The sequence below is a fragment of the Kitasatospora sp. MMS16-BH015 genome (assembly GCF_002943525.1).
Classification (GTDB): domain Bacteria; phylum Actinomycetota; class Actinomycetes; order Streptomycetales; family Streptomycetaceae; genus Kitasatospora.
The window spans coordinates 3034747-3053138 of sequence record NZ_CP025394.1 but is presented as its reverse complement, the minus strand read 5'-3'; the positions used below and the strand labels follow the sequence as shown (position 1 = coordinate 3053138).

Here is an 18392-nt window from a genome sequence, read left to right as displayed (position 1 = left end):
GCGCGGGCGTCGCGGGGAGCCGTCAGCGGGCGTGGGCGCCGCCGGTGCGGCGGGCGTGCGCACCGGCCGCGTGGCGGCGGCGCTGGAGAAAGGCGGTGGCGGCCCCGGCCAGCACGAAGGCGGTGCCGACGGCGCTGACCAGGATGGTGGCCCGGCCGGTGCCGGTCTGGGCCAGGCTGGCGGCGACGGGGGTGCCGTCCGGGGCGGTGGCGGGCTTGGGCGCGGGCGTGCGGCTCGGTGTGGTGGTGCTGCCCGGGAGGCTCGCGTTGGCCAGGGCGGCGTGGGAAGGGGTGGCCTGCTGCGCCGGGGACTGCGCCGGGGGCTGCGCTGCGGGCTGCGCCGGGCTCGGGGTGGTGGCCGGGTGGGAGTGGTTCATGGTGGGCGGGGTGCTGGGGACGGGAGCCGTGCCGCCGGTGCTGCCGGAGCCGTCGAAGACCACGTCGGAGCAGGAGTAGAACGCCTCGGGGCTGTCGGAGCGCTGCCAGATCGCGTAGAGCAGCTGACGGCCGGTCCGGCCGGCCGGGAGGCGGCCGGGGAGCAGGTACTGACCCTCGCTCAGCTGGGGGTCGGTGACCGTCAGGAAGGGGGCGGCGTCCAGATCGGCCCAGGTCAGCGGCTTGGTGGGGGAGTAGTGGGCGTTGGTGAGGTAGAGCTGGAAGGTGCCGCGGTGCGGGGCGGTGGCCCGGAAGCGGAAGGTGTAGTCGGCGCCGGCCGGCAGGTTGGTGGCGGGCCAGTCGGCGCGCGGGAGGTCGAGCCCGCGGTAGGCGGCCTGGCCGGCGCTGCAGAGCTGCCCGTCCGGGATCAGCTCGCGGTGGCGCCCGGCCGCGTCGCCGATCCGCAGGCTCATCCAGTCGTAGAACGGCGCCGTCCCGCCGGCCGCCACGGCGGCCTGGCAGGCGGCCGTGACGGGGTGCTCCGGGCCCTCCAGGTAGCAGCCCTCCAGCCGGCTGAGGGGGTTCTGCATCGAGCCGTGGGCGTATGCGGCGCCGCTGCCCGAGGCGGTGACGGCGGCGGTCGCGGCGAGCAGGACGGCGAGGGCGGTGACGGGACGGCGCATGTCGGGGCTCCTGGTACGGCTTCGAGGGTGGGCCTTCGGGGGCGGCCTGAGAGGGACGCTAGCCGTGTGGGGTAGGTGAGTTGACGTGAAATCAGCTCTGACTAGGGGCGATTTAAGGAGCCGTTGAGGATGCGGGTCCGGCCCCGGGTGGGCATCGGCCGGGCTCGCGGCGGGGTGCGGCGGGGCGTGTCCGGTGGGCGGGCGGTGCTGCCGTCGGGCAGGCGTGCGGATTAGGCTGAGGGTGTTGGGGCAGCCGGCAGTACCCCGGCCGACCGGCGTGTCCGGCGGTGGGGCGAGAGCAAATCCCGTACGGCCACCGCACGCCGTACGGCCACCGCACGACTTCGGGAGACACGCACGTGGCAGACCGCAAGCCCATCGAGTCCTGGCTGACCGACATGGACGGTGTCCTCATCCACGAGGGCACCCCGATCCCCGGCGCGAAGGAGTTCATCGCGCGCCTGCGCGAGTCCGGCAAGCCGTTCCTGGTGCTCACCAACAACTCGATCTACACCCCGCGCGACCTGAGCGCCCGCCTGGCCGGGATGGGCCTGGAGGTGCCGGAGGAGTGCATCTGGACCTCGGCGCTGGCGACGGCCAAGTTCCTCAAGGGCCAGCGCCCCGGCGGCACCGCGTACGTGATCGGTGAGGCCGGTCTGACCACCGCGCTCTACCAGGCCGGGTACGTGCTGACCGACAACAACCCCGACTATGTGGTGCTCGGCGAGACCCGCACCTACAGCTTCGAGGCGCTGACCAAGGCGATCCGCCTGATCAACGCGGGGGCCCGGTTCATCTGCACCAACCCGGACGAGACCGGCCCGTCCACCGAGGGCGTGCTGCCGGCCACCGGTTCGGTCGCCGCGCTGATCACCAAGGCGACCGGCGTGGAGCCGTACTTCGTCGGCAAGCCCAACCCGCTGATGATGCGCGAGGCGCTCAACACTGCCGGGGCGCACTCGGAGACCGCTGTGATGATCGGTGACCGGATGGACACCGACATCGTCGCGGGCATGGAGGCCGGCATGGAGACCATCCTGGTGCTCACCGGCCTCACCGCCGCCGGCGACGTGGAGCGGTTCCCGTACCGGCCGACCCGGGTGGTCACCTCCGTGGCCGACCTGATCGAGCTGGTCTGACCCCGGTTGGTCTAGTCTCGCTGCAACGCTCCTGCCCCCGGCCGCACGTGCGGCCGGGGGCCGCTTTTCTCTGCACGTCTTCTCTGCATGCATTCTCTGCGCGCTTTCTCTGCCCGCTTTCTCTGTACGGCTTCACGGGGGGATCCGTTCGGTGGACTCGACTGGCACGTCCGCATCGTCAACTGCTGGGCCCGAGGCGGGCGGTGCGGTGGAGGAGAAGCGGGTCACCTGGGCGGAGCTGTACTTCGACCTGGTCTTCGTCTTCGCCGTCACGCAGGTCTCCGCGCTGCTGCACCACCGGCACGGCTGGGCCGAACTCGCCCGGGCCGCCGTGGTGTTCGTACCGGTGTACTGGTGCTGGGTGGGCACCACGGTGCAGGCCAACGTCCGCCAGGTGGACAACACCCGGGACAGGCTGGGCATCTTCGCGGTGGGGCTCGGCGGCCTCTTCATGGCGCTGGCCGTGCCCGGGGCAGACGGCCCGCGCGGGGTGCTGCTCGGCGCCGCGTACTGGTACGCCCGACTGGTGCTGCTCCTGCTGATCACCACCGGGCCGCAGCGCACCCGGAAGGCCTGGATCGGGCCGTACGGGGTGGGCGCGTTCGTCAGCGGGCCGCTCCTGCTCGCGGGCGGCCTGCTGGACGGCGGGCTGCTCGACGGCTGGGCCCGGACGGCGCTCTGGACGGTGGCCGCGCTCTGCGACCTCTCCGCGCCGGTGGTCTTCCGCCGCCGGCTCGCCAAGGTCACCTACCACCCGGCCCACCTGCCCGAGCGGTTCGGCTGCTTCCTGCTGATCGCGCTCGGCGAGTCCATCGTCGGCATCGGCGCCCCGGTGGCCGCCGCCGAGCACCTCACGGCGGCCGAACTCGTCTCGGTGGCAACGGCGTTCGTGATCACCTGCGAGCTCTGGTGGCTCTACTTCAACTACGCGGCGGACGCGATGCGGTACGCCGTGGCCACCTCCGCCTCCCGTCGGGACGTGATCCGCCGGGTGTTCAGCTACGGCCACTTCGCGCTGATCGCCGGGGTGATCGCGGTGGCGGTCGGCTTCGGCGAGACGGTGGCCGACCCGGGCGAATCGCTGGCCGCCGGGCCGCTCGGGCTGCTCTACGGCGGCTGCGTGCTCTACCTGACGGCCTTCAGCTACACCCGCTGGATGATGTTCCGGATGGTCTCGCCGACCCGGCTGGTGGCGGCCGGAGTGGTGATCGGCCTGGTGCCGGCCATGGTCCGGCTGCCGGCCCTGGGGGCGCTGGTGGTGCTGGCCGTGGTGCTCGGGGTGCTCAACCTGGTCGAGTACCGCCGGGTGAGCCGGGCCCGGCACCTGGACGAGGCGGCCGAGGCCACCGAACTGCTCTGAGGCCGCCGGGCTGCTCTGAGGCCGCCGGCGTCCTGGGCCGGCGGTCCGTCCCGCCGGATTCTCGTTGTGTCGGTGGCGCTGTGTAGCGTTCGGAGTGAAGTCGGGGGCGGAGAGCGATGTACGGGAAGGCAGTGGGGTCGTGACGGAGCTGGCAGAGGTGACCGTGGGTACGGAGTTCGAGGTGCCCGAGTCCTGGCGGGCGGCGCTGGCGGGCGAGTTGGAGAAGCCGTACTTTGCGAAGCTCGCGGAGTTCGTCGCCGAGCAGCGGGCCGAGCACCAGGTCTTCCCGCCGAGCGGCCAGGAGTTCGCCGCGCTCGCGGCCACCCCGTACCAGGGCGTCCGCGTCCTCGTCCTCGGGCAGGACCCGTACCACGACGACAACCAGGCGCACGGCATGAGCTTCTCCGTCCAGCCCGGGATCAAGATCCCGCCCTCGCTGCGGAACATCTTCAAGGAGCTGGACGCGGACCTCGGCGTGCCGGCCCCCGACCACGGCTACCTGATGCACTGGGCCGAGCAGGGCGTGCTGCTGCTCAACGCGGTGCTCACCGTCCGTGCCCACGAGGCGAATTCGCACAAGGGCAAGGGCTGGGAGAAGTTCACCGACGCGGTGATCAAGGCGGTCAGCGACCGCGAGGAGCCGTGTGTCTTCGTGCTCTGGGGCAACTACGCCAAGAAGAAGCTCCCGCTGATCGACACCACCCGCCACGTGGTGGTCGAGGGCGCGCACCCCTCGCCGCTCTCCGCCCGGCTCTTCTTCGGCAGCCGCCCGTTCTCGCAGATCAACGCGGCCCTGGAGGGCTTCGGCGGCGAGCCGATCGACTGGCGGATCCCGGCCCTCCCGCAGGGCTGAGCCCCACCACCCCGCCGATCTCCGGACGCGGTCGGCACCCAGTGTGCGAAGCTGAGTGCCGACCGTGACGGTGGTGTTCCGTGGTGCGGTGCCGATGCTTCCGCTCGGCGCCGGGCTCGGTGCTCCTGGAGTGGGGCTCCGTCCGTAGGGCTCCAGGCACGGGGTCCGGGCGGGGCCCTGGGGAAGGCGATTCCGTGCGTCGGTGGTGGCGGGGCGTGATGGCGGCCGGGGCGGCCGCGCTGACGGCTGGTGCGGCGGCGGGCTGCACGGCAGCCCCGGCAGCCGTGCCGAGACCGTCCGGCCCGGCGGTCGGAGCCGGTCTCGCCCAACCCGCCGGGCAGACCTTCTACGTGGACGACCAGAGCTCCGCCGCAAAGGAGTTGGCCGCGCTCACGGCCGGTGCACCGGCCGATACCCCGGTCAGCGCCCCGGCCGGTGTGCCGACCCCTGGCCAGGCCCCGGGGCGGGCTTCGAATCAGGCCTCGGATCAGGCCGCAGGCCAGGCTCCGGGGCAGGCTTCCGACCGCGCTCGGCTGGCGGCCCTCGGTCGGATCGCCCACCAGCCCTCGGCCCTCTGGCTGGCCGGAGCGGACGCCCGGGCCAAGGTCGAGGACCTCACCATCCGCGCTGAGGCGGCCGGCCGCACCGCCCTGCTGGTCGCCTACGACATACCCCACCGCGACTGCGGGCAGTTCTCGGCCGGCGGCGCCGCCACCGCCACCGCCTACCGGGCCTGGATCGACGACCTCTCGGCCGCCCTGGCCGACCGCGCCGCCTGGATCGTGCTGGAGCCGGACGCCGTCGCGCACACCCTGGACAGCTGCGCTGTACCGGCGGCGGAGGCGGCCGAGCGGTACGACCTCCTCGCTTACGCGGTACGGCAGTTGAAGCAGCATCCCAAGGCCAGGGTCTACCTGGACGCGGGCAACGCGGGCTGGGTCAAGGACCCGGGCCAGCTGGCCGAGGCGCTGCGCCGCTCCGGCGTCGACCAGGCCGACGGCTTCGCCGTCAACGTCTCCAACTTCTACACCACAGACCAGAGTTCGGCCTTCGGATCCGAACTCTCGGCGGTCCTGGGCGGCAAGCACTTCGTGATCGACACCAGCCGCAACGGCAACGGCCCTCTGAGCGACAAGGATTGGTGCAACCCGCCCGGCCGCGCGCTCGGTGAGCCGCCCACCACGGCCACCGGCCGGGCCGGGGTGGACGCCTACCTCTGGATCAAGAACCCCGGCGAGTCCGACGGTGACTGCGGCCGGGGCGAACCCCCGGCCGGCAGCTTCTGGCTCCCGTACGCCCTCGGACTCGCCGGCTCTCACTGAGCCCCGCTCAGGGCTTCACCTGCACCCAACTGGCCTTCGAGGGAGTGCCGTTGTGGTCGGTCAGGAAGAGCATGTACCAGCCCGGCGGCACCAGGTTCGGGTTGCCGGGCACGGTGAAGGTGAGGCCGCCGTCGGTGCGGGCGGTGATCGGCAGGGCCACCGAGCGCTGCTCCACGTCGGTCGCGTGGGTGACCGAACTCGGGCGGATCAGCTTGGCGGTGGCGATCGCGGCGGAGTCCGGGGTGGCCACCGTGACGGCGTTGCCGAGCTGCACCGCGCCTGGAGCGGCGGTGAGTTCGGGCCGGGTGCCGTGGTAGAGGTAGGCGGGCGAGTAGATCTCGATCCGCTGCTCGAAGGAGGCCGGCTCGGTGTCGGCCTTGTCGGCGAAGAGCGGGTTGGAGCCGAGCACCACCACCCGTCCGTCGGGCAGCAGCAGCGCCTCGGAGTGGTAGTCCCGGCCGACCGTCGGCGCCGCGGCCACGGTGAAGCTGTTGCTGTCCGGGTGATAGGTCTGCGCCTTCAGCAGATCGCTACGGTGCTTGCCCCGGTAGTCACTTGAGCCGCCGGTGGTGAACACGGTGTCGTCCGGGAGGATCACGCTGTTGAGGTAGCGGGTGCCGCCGGCCGGCAGGTCCGGCCCGGCCGTGAACTTCGGCTGCGCCACCGAGAGGTCGGCCACCGCCGTCCGGGCCGTGGAGAGCGGCGACTCGCCCACCCCGCCACCGCCGAGCACCATCACCTTCTGCGCCTGCGCCGGCGGCAGCAGCACGGAGGAGGAGGTCTCCAACCGGTCACCGTCGCGCAGCCCTTGGACGGCCTGGAAGCTGTTGTCCCGCAGGTCCCACAGGCCAGGGGTGCGACCCCTGTCGGCCGGTCCGTAACCGGCGTTGGAACCGGAGTAGAAGAGCTTGCCGGCGGCGGTGAGGAAGAGCGAGGGGTAGGTGGGGAAGTAGCGGTCCGGCGCCTTCGACCAGGTCTTGGTGGCCGGGTGGTAGACCTCGTTGTCGTTGCCGGAGAGGATCTGCCCGGTGTCGTCGAGCCCGGAGACCGTCACCACGTCGCCGTTGCCGAGCCCGGTGAGGGTCGGGTACCACCGGGCGTAGGCCATGTCCGGCACCTGCTCGTAGGTCTCGGTGTCCGGGTTGAACTCGTAGGCGCTGCGGATGCCTTGGAAGTCCTGCTTGTCCAGCGACATCCGGTCGGCCATGCCGTAGAGGTTGTCGGCGTCGACTCCGGTCAGTCCCTTGATCGCGTACTGGGCGGGCTGGTCGTTCACATAGCTCTTGCCCTCGGCCGCCGCCTCCACGAAGACGTGCTGCTCGCCGGCGGTCACGGTGACCTTGCCCGGGCCGCCCGGCCTGCTCGCCGGGGTGACCGTCTTGGTGGCGGCCGGCACGGTCACCTCGGCGGTGGAGACGTACGCCCGTCCGTCGGGGGCCGTGAAGGTGGTGCCCTTGGGGAAGGTCCGCGGGCCGTCCGGGTTCTCGTTGCGCACCCGCATGGTGCCCGCGGCCTTCTTCACCGCGCCGTCCAACTGCTCGTAGCGCAGCGTCCCGCCGGCCACCAGCACCCGGCCGTCCGGCAGCGAAGTGTGCCCGCCGCAGAACATGTCCTTCGGGGTCGGCACCAACTTGTAGCTGTTGCGCACCGGGTCGAAGAGCAGGCTCTTGAAGGTGCCCGCGTCGAAGCTGCTCTGGTCGTTGCCCGAACCCGCGATGATCAGGATCTTGCCGGTCCGCAGCAGCGTCGCGTGGATCGCGTTCACCCGGAACGCGGTCGGCAGCACCAGCGTCTGCCAGTGCCCGAACTCCGCTTTGTAGCCCGGCTGGTTGATCACGTAGTGGTGGTACTGGTCGCCGGCGAAGCCGAGCACGGCCGGGGCGTTCATGCTCGCCACCACCAGGGCGACGGTGCTGCCGAGCGCGAAGCGCTTGGTCCGGCCCGGTGCGGCGAGCCTGGACCGCTTGATCCTCATGGGTGTTCGTCCCCCTCGGTGCACAGTGGAAGATGGCCCGGACGTCCGGGTGTTCGGGCATCCGGACGTTCGGGTTTCGGGTTTTCGGGTTCGCTGGGTGTTCGGGTCGGCCGGGGGCTGTTCAGCCGGCCCGGCGGGCGCGCAGGCGGTCGACGGCGCGGACGAGCAGCGGCAGCAGGCTGAAGAAGAGCGCGATGCAAGCCCAAGTCCGCATCGCCACATGGCCGTTGCCGGTCACGTACGAGGCAGCGAGGGCGCCTCCGAAGACGGCGGCCCAGAACAGGTGGATCCGGAAGGTCCAGAGCCGGTCCGGGCTGGCCGAGTCGCCCTTCGGGGTCACCACGAACCGACTGCTGCGGCGCAGCAGCGCCTGGAGCAGCGAGGCGGCGTAGATCGGGCCGCAGAGCGCGGACATCACCATCCCGGCCACCCCGGAGGAGCCGGCCGGCTCGTGCGGGCTGACGTTGTGCTTGCGGTTCCAGGTGTAGAGCAGCACCTGGAGGGCGGCGGCGTCGCTGTAGAGCATCATCCAGATCTGCGAGGAGACGTGCACGCCGGAGGCCCCGAAGCCCAGGTAGAGCACGCTGGAGAGCCCGCCGAGCAGCCAGGTGAGCCCGGCCATCGGGTAGAAGCACATCATCAGCGTGTAGTTGAGCAGCCGGCCGGGGGAGAGCCGCCGGCCGGCCTTCCAGTACTGGGTCAGCAGGGTCTCGTACGTGCCGCGGCTCCACCGGAGTTGCTGCGAGAAGAAGTCCGTCCAGGAGGACGGTCCCTCGCCGACGGCCAGCACGTCCGGGGTGTAGACCGACTTCCACCGCTCGCCGGTGCGCGGGTTGCGGCGGTGGTGGAACTCCAGGCCGGTGGCCATGTCCTCGGTGATCGAGTCGTGCAGCCCGCCGATCTCCCGGAGCGCGCTGAGCCGGACGGCGTTGTTGGTGCCGACGAACATCGGTGCGCCGTAACGGTTCCCGGCCCGCTGGATGAGCGCGTGGAAGAGGAACTGCTGGCTCTCGGAGAACTTGGTGACGGCCGAACCGGCGGAGGCGTAGTTGCCGTAGACCTGCGGGCCGACCACGAAGGCCACGTCCGGGTCGCGGAAGTAGCCGAGCATCCGCTCGCAGAACTCGGGCAGCGGGACGTGGTCGGTGTCCACCGAGACCCAGTAGTCGTAGTCGGTGCCGTGGGCCTGCAGCCAGCTGTTGTAGTTGCCGTGCTTGGTCTTGGCCCGGAAGCCGCCGCGCGGTGTGTTCCACTCCTCGCGGCCCCGGCGGGTGAAGTGCCGCACGCCCAACTCGGCGCAGATCGAACGCATTTCGGGGTCGTCCCCCTCGTCCAGCAGCCAGACCTCGTACGGGCCGTCGTGCCGCACCTGGAGCGCGGCGGCGAGGGTGGCCCGGACCATGGCGGGCGGCTCCTTGCCGGGCACGCAGGTGGTGAGGAAGGCCACCCTGGTGCCGGTCTCGGCGGTCACCGGCACCGGATCACGGGCAACCAGCGTGGCGTGCGCGTTCGAGACCACGTTGACCAGCCGGAACACCTCGATGAGCGCGATGATGGCGATCATCACCTTGTCACCCACCAGCAGCCAGGGATGCGTCTCGCCCGGCCGCACCGGCCAGTGGCTCGGCTGGAGCAGCCAGACCAGCAGCACGCCCTCGACCAGCGGTGCCAACGCCATCAGCAGGGCGGCGCGGAGCCGGTGCGGCTCGCTGCTCAGCAGACTCCGGTACGCCACCCGGTACTCGGCCGGGTCGGCGGGCGGCTCGGTGAGCGGGCCGGCCAGCCGGCTGAACCTGCTGTAGTCGTACCGCCCGTCGGGGCTGGGGGTGCGGCTGGGGGTGCGGCTGGGGCTGGGACTGGATTCTGGCTGAGTGCCCTGGGGGGCCGGTGCGCTCTGGGCGTCCGTCCGCGCCGGCGCGAGAATCGTCGTACTGCCGTCCGTATTCGCCGGCGCGTTCCCCTTTCGGGGGCCGTGTGCGGGTATTCGTGGAATCGGAACGGTGCCTTTGGCATTGCGTCCGGTGAGGCTGCTCGCATCGCCGGGTGCGGTGGTGCCCGTGGTGTCGGTGTCGACGTCCATGGTGGTGCCGTCCACGGTGTCGACGGCGCCGGCGGTGGCCACGGTCGCCATGGCCTCGGCGGTGTCGGTGCCAGGGCGAATGCTGTCCGCGAATACGTCCGTTGTGCTCATGATCGTGAAATCCCCCCGAGGGCTGCGGCTTTTGGGCCGAAGCCGACTATGCGTACGTCGTGAATCCGAGGGGAGGAACGGCCGACCGGACCGCCGGTTCGTCGGTGGGTCCCGACGATGAGCCGGCGGTCCGGTTGCGCCGGGTTCCTGATGGAAGCGTGCCGAGGAGCCGCTCGACTGCCCTGAGACCGGTGTGACCTCGTGCTTCTGCTGCCGCATGCCCCCGCATGCGCGCGACTCCGACGGCGTCGGCCTCCCCCCGGACGTACCGACGCCTTACATCAGAACACCGCCGAATAAACGCTCGAATTCCGCAGCGTTTCCTAGCGGTCAATGCAGCTCGTTGCAGCCTGCCGCTCAGTTGCAGCTTGTCACGCGGGCGGCCGGGCATTCCCCGGGCGCCCGGTGACCGATGGCTGCGATAGTCTTCGCCCCATCAGCCCATCCTGTGTTGCCACTTGGCGTGTTGACCGTTCGACTGACTGATCCCCAGGTGACCAACTCTCCCGAAGCGTCCGGGTGATCGCAACCGATCCGCGAAATGATCAATGCCGGAGAGTGAAGATGTGGCGGAATTGCCACTCGGGGCGACCGAGAAGTGATATTTGGAAGGACGCAAGTTCGATTGACGTGAATATGCTCGGCCGGGCCGCCCGAGGGGTGGGCGACCCGGCCAGTGGTGGCGCTGCAACGACATCACCTGCTGCTGGGGGGTGAACCTCAGTCGGTGAGCAACTCCGATTCGGTACGGGCCTGTACGTCGGCAGTGGTGTACCCCTCGGCGACCTCGACCAGCCGCAGACCGTCCGGCGTGACGTCGATGACGGCCAGCTCGGTGACGATCCGGTCCACGACTCGCCTGCCGGTGGCCGGAAGCGAGAGCCGCTTCACGATCTTCGGAGCTCCCTCGCGCGTGGTGTGCTCCATCACCACGACCAGCCGCCCGGCGCCGTGCACCAGATCCATCGCGCCGCCCATCCCCTTGACCATCTTCCCGGGGATCATCCAGTTGGCGAGATCGCCATCGGCCGAGACCTCCATCGCCCCCAGCACCGACACGTCGATCCGCCCGGACCGGACCATCCCGAACGACTGCGCCGAGTCGAAGTACACCGCCCCGGCGACGGCCGTCACCGTCTCCTTCCCCGCATTGATCAGATCGGCATCCTCGGCACCCTCGACCGGGTAGGGGCCGACGCCGAGGACGCCGTTCTCCGAATGCAGCACGACCTCGACGCCCGGCGGCAGATGACCGGGCACCAGCGTCGGCAGCCCGATCCCGAGGTTGACGTACTCCCCGTCACGGAGCTCGCGCGCGGCCCGCGCCGCGAGCAACTCACGTAGCTCACTGGGTTTTCTGGGCAGGCGAGTTGGTGGGGTGGCAGGCTCGGCGGGGTCGGTGGTGTCGGTGGCGTTGGTGGCGGTGGCGTTGGTGGCGCTGGTGGGCGGCATCGGTGGGACCTCCTTGGGTGATGGGTGCGGGGTGTCCGCTGGCCAGCCCGAGTGGGGTGGCTCGGCGGCGTGGCGTGGCGTGGTGCTGAGTGGTGCGACTGAGCGCGGGGTGACGAGGGCGGGGCGGCGGGGGCGTGGCGACGAGGGCGGGGTGACGAGGGTGCGGCGGGCTGGAACGTGAACCGGGCGCGGGGTGGGCGTCCGCCCGGGGGCCTAGGCGTGGCCGTGCGGTGGGCTTCCGGGGTGACCGATCTCCCAGCGAGCCGTCTCGGAGCGGCCAGCCTCCAGCGCGGCCGAGCCCCCAGCGCGTCTGCCCGGTCAGGGGTGATCTACAGATCGACCTTCAGGCGGACGGTGCGGCGCTCGATCCGACGATCGTCCGGATCGGCGGGGACGACCCGGTCGACGTGGATGCCGGGCAGGTGGACGGCGTCCGGACCGAGGGCGCCGGGCTCCACGATCCGTTCGGCCTCGACGATGGTGAGCCGTCCGGCCATCGCGCAGAGCGGGTTGAAGTTGCGGGCGGTGGCGTGGAAGACGCAGTTCCCGTGCCGATCGGCCACGGCGGCCCGGACCAAGGCGTAGTCGGCGGTGATCGCCTCCTCCATGAGGTACCGCCGCCCGCCGAACTCCCGGACCTCCTTGGCGGGAGAGGCCACGGCGACGGTGCCGTCCGCCGCGTACCGCCAGGGCAACCCGCCCTCCTCCACCTGGGTGCCGACCCCGGCGGGGGTGAAGAACGCCGGGATGCCCGCGCCACCGGCCCGCAACCGCTCGGCGAGCGAACCCTGTGGGGTGAGCTCGACCTCCAACTCCCCGGTCAGGTACTGCCGGGCGAACGCCTTGTTCTCGCCGACGTACGAGGAGGTCATCCGGGCGATCCGGCCGGCTCGGAGCAGCAGGCCGAGCCCCCAGTCGTCGACGCCGCAGTTGTTGGAGACCACGTGCAGCCGGTCGGTGCCGGCGGAAGCCAGCGCGGAGATCAACCCGCTGGGGATGCCGCAGAGGCCGAAACCGCCGACCGCGAGCGTCGCACCGTCGGGGATGTCCGCCACGGCGTGGGCGGGCGAGTCCATGACCTTGTCCAAGGGAGGCACCTCATCGGGGGTGGGGGAACGAACGGGCGTCGGGCGTCGGGCACGTGGCACTGGACGCCGAGGAAGCCGACCCCGCCGGTCAGAGCGAGGGACCGTGGCCGTTCATCGGCGTCACGGCACGGCACGGCGCAGCGCGGCGCGGCGCGGGTCGGCGCGGGTCGGGCCCGAACCACCCTCACCGGCCCGCCTCGGCCAGGCCATGGTGGCTGCTGACATGCGAACGCGCCGCACCATGGTCGCGATGCACACCGCCCCTCGACGGCGCGGGCGACATGGGGTCCCGTCACACAAGAGGACGCCCGGATGCGTCGCCCGGTCACATGTCCGGGCCGTACCCGTCCCCCTACGGTTCCGGAATCCACCACCGCACGCCGCAACCCTCGGGAGACCGCCGCCATGCCCCGTCCGAATGCCGCAGCCCGTCGCCCTCTCCGACACACCGTCAGCCCTCCCGCCACACCCACCCCCGGTTCTGCTCACGGCACCCTCCCCGCTCGCGCCGCAACCGGCGGGAGTCTCCGTCGAACGGCCGTGCTCGCGGCCTGTGCGCTGCTTGCGGTGAGCTGCGCCAAGGCCGGTACGGCCGGGACCTCGGCTGCGGGCGGTGGTGACGGGGCGGCCGCGAAGGGGGCGGTGAAGGTCGGGCTGCTCTACTCGAAGACCGGACCGCTGGCGGCGTACGGCAAGCAGTATGTGGAGGGGTTCCGGGCGGGGCTCGAGTACGCGACCAAGGGCACCGGTGCGGTGGACGGGCACCGGATCGAGCTGTCGGAGGAGGACGACGCGGGCGATCCGGCCAAGGCCGTCTCGGGGGCGAAGGACCTCATCGGCAAGGGGTACAAGATCCTGGCCGGCTCGACGGCCTCGGGGGTGGCCCTCCAGGTGGCACCGATCGCGGCGCAGAACAAGGTGCTCTTCATCAGTGGCCCGGCTGCCGCCGACAAGATCACCGGACTGAACCGCTACACCTTCCGCTCCGGCCGCCAGTCGTACCAGGACATCCGGACCGCCGCGACCTTCGTCGGCGACGCCAAGGGCAAGCGGGTCACGGTGCTCGCCCAGGACAGCGCCTTCGGGCAGGCCAACGTGGCCGCCGTCAAGGCAGTCCTCGGCGCCCAGGGCGCCATCGTGGACGCGGTGCTGGCGCCGCCGAGCGCGACCGACCTCACCCCGTTCGCCACCCAGGCCAAGTCTGCCAAGCCGGACCTGCTGTTCGTCGCCTGGGCGGGCGACACCGCAGCGGCCCTCTGGACCTCGCTCAGCCAGCAGGACGTCTTCGCCTCCACCAAGGTGGTGACCGGCCTCGACCTCGCGGCCTCCTACCCGCTCTTCGGCCCTTCGGCCGAGAAGATCTCCTTCCTGAACCACTACTTCGCGGGGGCGGCGGGCACCCAGGTCGAGCAGACGATGACCGACTCGGTGACCAAGGCCGGTTCGAAGCCGGACATCTTCACTCCGGACGGTTTCACCGCCGCCCAGATGATCGTGCACGCGGTGGAGGAAGCCCACGGCTCCACCGACGACACCTCGGCGCTGGTGAAGGCGCTGGAGGGGTGGAGCTTCGACGGGGTCAAGGGCCGGCTGACCGTCCGCGCCGCTGACCACGCGCTGCTCCAGCCGATGTTCCAGGTCCGCCTGACCAGCACCAGCACCAGCACCAGCACCGGCACCGGCGCCTCGGCGAAGCCGGCTGTCGAGCAGACCCTCGCCGCCGACCAGGTGGCGCCGCCCACCGCCACCATCGCGGGCTGACACCGATGACGTACCAGGAACCCGAGGCGGGCGGCGCCGCACGGACCGCCCCGCCCGAGCCGGGCCCGCCCGCCCGGGGCCAGTCGGAGCCGAGCCGGACCGCATCGCGGTTGTCGGAGCATCTGGAGGCGGACGGCCCCGTGGCGGAACGTCCGTCGACGGAGAGCTCACGGTCGCAGCGCCCGCCGACTCAGTGCCGGCCGACTCAACGCCCGCCGGTGCTGTGCCTGGAAAGGCTCGGGTGGTCGGTACGTGGGGTGCCGATCGTCGAAGATGTCTCCTTTGCTGTGAGGGAAGGCGAGTTCATCGCGTTCATCGGTCCGAACGGGGCCGGTAAGACCTCCTTGTTCAACCTGATCTCCGGGATCTACCCGGCGACCAATGGGGTGCTCGAACTCGACGGTGTCGATGTGACACGCGAGTCCGTCCACGGGCGGGCACGCCGTGGGTTGGGGCGGACCTTCCAGACGTCCTCGCTCTGGAACGGCATGACGGTCGCCGAGCACGTCCGGCTCGCCGCGCAGGCCGCGATGCCGCCCCGCGCCTCGTACCGACTCTGGCGCCGTGCCGGCAGCTTCACGTCCCAGGTCGCGGAGACCCTGGAGCGCACCGAACTCGCCCACCGCTCCGAAGTCTTGGCAGGCTCCCTCTCGCACGCTGAGAAGCGCAAGCTCGAGCTCGCCGTGCTGCTGGTCTCCGACCCCAGGCTCATCCTGCTCGACGAGCCCATGGCCGGGGTCAGTGCGGAAGAGGTGCCGGCCCTCGTGGCCCTCATCCGGTCGGTGCACCGGGACCTTGGTCGCACCGTCCTGATGGTCGAGCACCACATGGACGTGCTGCTCGGCCTCGCCGACCGGCTGGCGGTGATGCACCACGGCACCCTGCTGGCGCTGGACACCCCCGACGCGGTGATGGCGGACGCCACCGTGCAACAGGCATATCTCGGTGAGGCACTGTGATGGGCGATTCCTCTCTGGTCGGTGGGCGACCGCTGACTCCGGTGTCACCGTCGACTCTTGGCGGAGGTGGCGGCCCTGGCGGTGCTGGCGGTGCTGAAGCCGGTGCTTCCGCTTCCGTTGTTGCCGGCCAGGCCGGCTCGGCGGCACTGCTGAGCATCCGTGATCTGCGGGTCGTGATCGACGGGGTGCATATCCTCCACGGGGTCGAGTTCGAGGTGGCGCCGACCGGCGTCACCGCGTTGCTGGGTCGGAACGGGGCGGGGAAGACCACCACGGTCCGGGCCGTGATGGGTTTGGTACCTCGGACGGGCAGCGTCCGCTTGGTCGGCGCCAGTTCTGACCTCGGATCCGGGTCCGCTGCCAATTCGGGCGTCGGCACAGGCGCCTGCGCCGACGCCGCGGGCGGAGGTACTGCGGGCGGAGGTACTGCGGGCGGAGGTGGGACGGAGCTCGAACTCATCGGGCTGCCGACTCACCTGATCGTCCGACAGGGCATCGGGTACGCGCCGGAGGACCGCGGGATCTTCGCGGGCCTGACGGTCGCGGAGAACCTCCGTCTCGCCGAACGGGACGCCACTCCCGCCTATCCGCTGGTGCATGAGATCTTTCCCGAACTCAAGCGCCGAGCAGGCCAGTTGGCAGGGACCCTGTCCGGCGGGCAGCAGCAGATGCTGGCCATCGGGCGGACCCTCCTCAACGGCAACCGTCTGATCATCGCGGACGAACCCACGAAGGGGCTCGCCCCGAAGATCGTGGCCGAGGTGGCCGAAGCCCTGGCCCGGGTGGCTGAGGCGGTGCCCGTACTCCTCGTCGAGCAGAACCTCGCCTTGGTCCGCAGGCTGGCCGGCCGGTGCGTCGTGTTGGCCGACGGGCTCACGGCCCACGCCGGGGAGACCGCCGAACTGCTGGCCGACGAGGCCGCTGCTCGCCGACTGCTCGGGGTCGGCGGGCGAGGCGGTCGCGGAGGCGAGGCGCGGGGTGGTCTCGCGGTGGGGGAGGGCGGGGCTCGGACTGGCGGCCGACGACCCGGCGACGAGAGGGCGGTGGAGCTCTGATGAACACGGTGATCCTCCTGGTCTGTACGGGACTCGGGTTGGGGGCGTTGTACTTCTTGGTGGCCTCCGGGCTCTCCTTGATCTTCGGGTTGATGGACGTGCTGAACTTCGCCCATGGAGCGCTGCTCTCCGTCGGCGCCTACGGCACCTGGTGGGCGGGCACTCAGGTTGGGATGGGCTTCTGGTGGGCGGTCGGATTCGGCACCGCCGTCGGTACGGTGGCGGCAGTCCTGCTCGAACTCCTTCTGATCAGGCCCCTCTACCAGCGGCCCAGGGATCAGATCCTGGCCACCGTCGGCGTGGGGCTCGCGATTCCGGCCTTGCTGATGGGGGTGTGGGGTGCGGATGCCCGACCCTTCCCCCAACCCGCCGCCTTGGCAGGCACGGTGCGGATGCTGGGGGCGATCGTCCCGGTCAACCGCTTCGTCCTGATCGGTGCGGCCGGCCTGGTGTTGCTCGGGCTCCGGCTGTTCCTCGGCCGCACCAGGTACGGCCTGGTGGTCCGAGCCGGCGTCGAGGACCGGGCCATGGTCACGGCCCTCGGGATCGACGTCCGGCGGGCGTTCACTCTCGTCTTCGCCCTCGGCGGGGCCGTGGCTGCCCTGGGAGGTGCCCTCAGCGGGCTCTACTTCGGCTCCGTCCACCCCGGCCAGGGGACGAGCCTGCTCATCTTCGCCTTCGTCGTGGTCGTCATGGGAGGCATGGGCTCCGTCACGGGAGCGGCAGTGGCCTCCGTCGCGGTCGGTCTCGTCCAGCAGTTCGCCAACTACTACACCGCCGCCGGGCTCGGCGACCTCTCGGTCGTCGTGCTCCTGGCCGTCCTGCTCTTGGTACGGCCGCACCGCGGACTCACCGGGAGGCTCGCGTGAGCACCAGCACCTCGTCCACGAGCACCGGCGGAGGGGCGACCGAACCGGCGTCGGATGCCGCTACTGCCCTGTCGGACAGTCCCGCTGACGATCACTCTGCTCCAGGAGATCGTGTTCGCACAATCCCTCGAACAGGTGAATCATTTGCTGAAAGCTCGACAGGTCGTAGGCGAGCGCTACGCTGGTGGCCGATCGCTCTGCTGATCCTGCTCCTTGTCGCCCCATACAGTGCGCTTCCCATACCCGGGGTGCTCGACGGCCCACTCGGCAGCCCCGGAAGTCTGCAGCTGATCGCCCTCTGCCTGGTCTACGGCGCTCTCGCCTCGGGCTACGACCTGCTCCTCGGCCGCACCGGTCTGCTCTCCTTCGGCCACGCGCTCTACTTCGCCACCGGCCTCTACGTCACCGATCTCGCGATGCTCGAACTACGGCTGCCCTTCGCCGCCGCCGCACTCTGCGGTGTTGCCGGATCCGCCCTGCTCGCCCTGCTGCTCGGTTCGGTGAGCCTTCGGGTCACCGGCATCGGCTTCTCCATGGTCACCCTCGCGTTCGCCCAGGCCGGCTCGATCCTGGTCCAACGCAACCCGGCCGGCCTCACCGGCGGGGAGGAGGGCCGGGCAGCCCCCGCCGACCGGCTCCCCTCGGCACTGGTCGGCATTGAGAACACCCCGAACCTGTACTGGATCGCCCTCGCCTACCTCGTCCTGACGATCACGGTGATCCACTGGGCCGCCAGGTCCCCGGTCGGCAGGGTGTGGACCGGCATCCGCGAGAACGAGCGCCGCGTGGAGGTGCTCGGTCTGCGCCCGTACGGCTTCAAGCTGCTCGCGTTCGTGCTGGCCAGCGGCCTCGCCGGCGCCGGGGGAGTGGTGTACCTGCTGCTCACCGGCGGTGCCACCCCGCAAGCGGCCAGCTCCGACACGACCCTGTCCCTGCTCGTGATGGTCGTCCTCGGCGGCTCCGGCAGCCGGTGGGGCCCGCTGCTCGGTGGCGTGCTCTACACCTGGGCGAGCCACCGACTCGGTGACCTGGCCAACTCCACGGCTGTCGCCGATCTGCCGGCCGTTCTCCGGGTGCCGCTCTCGCAGCCGCTCTTCCTACTCGGAAGCCTGTTCGTCGCGGTCGTCTACCTGCTGCCCGGCGGCCTGGCCGGCCTCCCGGCGCGGTTGCGCGGCCGCGTACGGCGGGTTGCTCGGTCCCTCACCGACGCCGCAGCCGATGCCCGAACCCGGACCTGAGCCCGAACCCGAACCCGAGCCCGAACCCGAACCCGAACCCGAACCCGAGCCCGAACCCGGACCTGAGCCCGAA

At 71.2% G+C, this 18392-nt stretch carries 14 protein-coding genes; 9 read left to right on the top strand and 5 right to left on the bottom strand.

Annotated elements, in window-relative coordinates:
• Positions 1 to 22: 22 nt before the first annotated feature.
• Positions 23 to 1057, bottom strand: coding sequence for a lytic polysaccharide monooxygenase (locus CFP65_RS42080; RefSeq protein ID WP_104816264.1), 1035 nt, complete (start codon positions 1055 to 1057; stop codon positions 23 to 25).
• A 359-nt stretch (positions 1058 to 1416) separates the two neighbouring features.
• Here CFP65_RS42080 and CFP65_RS13115 point away from each other — a divergent pair, with 359 nt between their 5' ends.
• The 4 genes from CFP65_RS13115 to CFP65_RS13100 all read left to right on the top strand — a co-directional run bounded on the left by CFP65_RS13115 (position 1417) and on the right by CFP65_RS13100 (position 5731).
• Entirely contained in the window at positions 1417 to 2196 is a 780-nt protein-coding gene (locus tag CFP65_RS13115; RefSeq protein ID WP_104816263.1) for an HAD-IIA family hydrolase, read from the top strand.
• 208 nt (positions 2197 to 2404) lie between these two features.
• Complete coding sequence (locus tag CFP65_RS13110; RefSeq protein WP_104816262.1) at positions 2405 to 3556, top strand: low temperature requirement protein A; 1152 nt, start codon at positions 2405 to 2407, stop codon at positions 3554 to 3556.
• Between the two features lie 139 nt (positions 3557 to 3695).
• On the top strand, positions 3696 to 4409 hold the full coding sequence (locus tag CFP65_RS13105; protein WP_104816261.1) for a uracil-DNA glycosylase: 714 nt from the start codon (positions 3696 to 3698) through the stop codon (positions 4407 to 4409).
• A 194-nt stretch (positions 4410 to 4603) separates the two neighbouring features.
• Positions 4604 to 5731, top strand: a complete 1128-nt coding sequence (locus tag CFP65_RS13100; protein WP_254552376.1) for a glycoside hydrolase family 6 protein — start codon at positions 4604 to 4606, stop codon at positions 5729 to 5731.
• Between the two features lie 7 nt (positions 5732 to 5738).
• On the opposite strand, the gene CFP65_RS13095 is transcribed toward CFP65_RS13100, so the two are convergent.
• The 4 genes from CFP65_RS13095 to CFP65_RS13080 all read right to left on the bottom strand — a co-directional run bounded on the left by CFP65_RS13095 (position 5739) and on the right by CFP65_RS13080 (position 12437).
• A complete protein-coding gene (locus CFP65_RS13095; protein ID WP_104816259.1) occupies positions 5739 to 7706 on the bottom strand; it encodes a kelch motif-containing protein in 1968 nt (655 codons plus the stop codon).
• A gap of 121 nt (positions 7707 to 7827) precedes the next feature.
• On the bottom strand, positions 7828 to 9897 hold the full coding sequence (locus tag CFP65_RS13090) for a cellulose synthase catalytic subunit (protein WP_254552375.1): 2070 nt from the start codon (positions 9895 to 9897) through the stop codon (positions 7828 to 7830).
• Positions 9898 to 10617: 720 nt separating this feature from the next.
• Complete coding sequence (locus CFP65_RS13085; protein WP_104816258.1) at positions 10618 to 11349, bottom strand: 3-oxoacid CoA-transferase subunit B; 732 nt, start codon at positions 11347 to 11349, stop codon at positions 10618 to 10620.
• A gap of 329 nt (positions 11350 to 11678) precedes the next feature.
• Positions 11679 to 12437 (bottom strand): CoA transferase subunit A, encoded by a 759-nt coding sequence (locus CFP65_RS13080; protein ID WP_104816257.1) that lies wholly within the window; start codon positions 12435 to 12437, stop codon positions 11679 to 11681.
• A 558-nt stretch (positions 12438 to 12995) separates the two neighbouring features.
• On the opposite strand from CFP65_RS13080, the gene CFP65_RS13075 reads away from it, so the two are divergent.
• The 5 genes from CFP65_RS13075 to CFP65_RS13055 all read left to right on the top strand — a co-directional run bounded on the left by CFP65_RS13075 (position 12996) and on the right by CFP65_RS13055 (position 18319).
• Complete coding sequence (locus CFP65_RS13075) at positions 12996 to 14198, top strand: substrate-binding domain-containing protein (protein WP_371682531.1); 1203 nt, start codon at positions 12996 to 12998, stop codon at positions 14196 to 14198.
• A gap of 218 nt (positions 14199 to 14416) precedes the next feature.
• Complete coding sequence (locus CFP65_RS13070) at positions 14417 to 15157, top strand: ABC transporter ATP-binding protein (RefSeq protein ID WP_371682530.1); 741 nt, start codon at positions 14417 to 14419, stop codon at positions 15155 to 15157.
• Between the two features lie 155 nt (positions 15158 to 15312).
• Complete coding sequence (locus tag CFP65_RS13065; protein ID WP_104820843.1) at positions 15313 to 16212, top strand: ABC transporter ATP-binding protein; 900 nt, start codon at positions 15313 to 15315, stop codon at positions 16210 to 16212.
• Positions 16212 to 17081 carry a branched-chain amino acid ABC transporter permease gene (locus CFP65_RS13060; protein WP_104816254.1) on the top strand — a complete coding sequence of 290 codons (870 nt, stop codon included), beginning with the start codon at positions 16212 to 16214 and terminating at the stop codon, positions 17079 to 17081. The genes CFP65_RS13065 and CFP65_RS13060 overlap by 1 nt, the downstream gene beginning before the upstream one ends.
• Before the next feature lie 122 nt (positions 17082 to 17203).
• Complete coding sequence (locus CFP65_RS13055) at positions 17204 to 18319, top strand: branched-chain amino acid ABC transporter permease (protein WP_104820842.1); 1116 nt, start codon at positions 17204 to 17206, stop codon at positions 18317 to 18319.
• Positions 18320 to 18392: the final 73 nt, after the last annotated feature.